This window comes from Neobacillus drentensis, from assembly GCF_036965425.1.
GTDB lineage: Bacteria > Bacillota > Bacilli > Bacillales > Cytobacillaceae > Neobacillus > Neobacillus drentensis_F.
Genome location: NZ_JBALPP010000184.1, coordinates 1 through 2,163 on the forward strand (window position 1 = coordinate 1; position 2,163 = coordinate 2,163).

Sequence of the window (2,163 nt, forward strand, 5' to 3'; positions counted from 1 at the left end):
TAAATATTCTAGGAAAAAACAGATAATGACTTTTTCTCCTTTTTAGTACTTTTGTCATTATTTTATTTTTAGTAAAGTGATAGAATTAAAAACTAAAGATACAAGTTTCATCTTTTCATAGTAGCAAGTTGGAATTTTTTTGAAACAAAATTGAGTGTGAAAACGTCTAAGATTTAAACGATGTAAATCAGAAGGGGAAAAGCTGGGGGAAATGGAAAAATTAAAATGGGCAATTTCATTTTTATTAGCAGGCAGTTTAATAGGTTTGGCAGGCTGTTCAGTGCAAACATCAAAAGAAAAGGTAGCACATGCAACGGAAAAGCAAGAGAAGAAAATGGTAAAGAAGGATGAACCTAAAAAACAACAAGAAGAGAAACTTGTTATTGTTAATATTATCGACCCGAGTACTAAAACGGTAATAAAAACAATTTCTCCAAAGGATATGGGATTTAAAACCGACGTTGAAAAATATAAAGCCGAAATAGCAAAAATGGCGAAGGATTTTGCACGGGGAACAAAGGATAACCCTGGATATGATAAAAGAATGATTCTTGATAAATTGGATGCAAATGGCCAGGTGATCAAGGGGACTCCACAAACCATTCTAGATGAGGATGAACTAACAGGAAAGATCCTCCAGCTTTCAGAAACAGGCGGAAATGTAGAAGTCCCGCTCTATGTAACTGCCAGTGGTTATAAGGTGGAAGACGTATCCGATTTAGGGGAGACAGTTGTTGCTTCTTATACGACCCATTTTAATAGCGGAATTGTTGGCAGGTCAAAAAACATTGCTTTATCCGCAGCGGCTATTAATAATGTAATTGTTGGTGTCCAAGACAGCTTCTCTTATAATACAACCGTTGGGCCTAGTGATGCTGCCCACGGCTATCAAAAAGCACCTGAGATTCAGGATGGGAAATTAGTCGATGGCTATGGCGGCGGGATTTGTCAGACTTCTTCAACCCTGTATAATGCCATTGATCAGCTAGCTGTCAGCTATATTGAAAAGCATCATCATTCCCTTCATGTAGGATACGTTCCTGAAGGAAGGGATGCTACAGTATCCTATGGAGGAAAAGATTTTCGATTTAAAAATACCACTGGTGTACCGTTTGTCTTAAAAGCTATTGTAAGAAAAGGTTCTCTTACAGTTGAAGTAAGAACTTCAAAAGCTTATAAAAGTCTTATTAAGAAAGCAATTTAAATAGGAAATCCTTAGTTTTTTAACCTCTGGCCAGCATCCTTAAGATGCTGGTCTTTTTATTAAAGGAAGTAAACCCATTTATTCTTGAATATTAAACCAACATATGATTTGTTGCATATTTTGATTAATAACGGGTGAAATCGTCTATAAAAAAATATTTTAGTGGGTGAAGGGGGAACTGTGGGATGGATCAAAGTAATTACTCCTCAATGATGCAAAACTATATTGAAGAAGCGATGAAACTGAAAGAAAGTTTTGATACTGCTGAAAATGGGCTATTGGATGAATTTGAAGTTAGAAAAATGGTTTTTGAGGATGTCAAGGTTCGCTTTCTGAAAACGGAAGAAGCATTTAATCGCGGTGAAGCAACACAGGAAGTATATGATCAAGCGAAAAGGGATCTAAAATTAGTAGAAGAAACAATGAATGAATTAAATCAAAAGCTTGATGAAATCAATACGATTATGGCAAAGCGTCTTGAAGTCGCTCATGCAAAGCTTAATGACTTAAAAAAGCAATATGTCGATGAATTAGAGCAAGAGAAGAAAAAATTAAAATATCAGTTAATGAAGGCCAAATATGACTATCTTCAAGATACAATCAATGCAAAGAATAATTTTTTTAAACAATTAAAACATGCCAAAAAAGATTTTAATAAAACTACGAAGGAGATTCGTAAAGCTTCACAAGAAATGAGTGCAGAAGCAAATAATCTTCAGGAAATTAATCAGTACTTAGGACTTGACTCGATTATCGAACTGCAGGACGATTTTCAAGTTGTCATATCAGAAGTGATTGACGATGAAGAAACAGCTCTAACTAAAGAGGAATTGCATGATGCTTTACACCTAGGTAAGATATCGTCTAAATTAGAAAAAAAAATAAACAAAGCTATTAGGTTGGGGTTAATATAAAAAACCTTTCACAGCTCTATTTTGTGATAGAGCTGTGAAAGGTTT

General features: G+C 34.8%; 2 protein-coding genes. Both read left to right on the forward strand.

Annotation, left to right across the window (positions count from 1 at the left end; all coding sequences use genetic code 11):
• Window positions 1–211: 211 nt before the first annotated feature.
• A complete protein-coding gene (locus V7161_RS29480) occupies window positions 212–1,204 on the forward strand; it encodes a VanW family protein (RefSeq protein ID WP_335716324.1) in 993 nt (330 codons plus the stop codon).
• A gap of 185 nt (window positions 1,205–1,389) precedes the next feature.
• Window positions 1,390–2,118 carry a hypothetical protein gene (locus V7161_RS29485; RefSeq protein WP_335716325.1) on the forward strand — a complete coding sequence of 243 codons (729 nt, stop codon included), beginning with the start codon at window positions 1,390–1,392 and terminating at the stop codon, window positions 2,116–2,118.
• The last annotated feature ends 45 nt before the right edge of the window (window positions 2,119–2,163 follow it).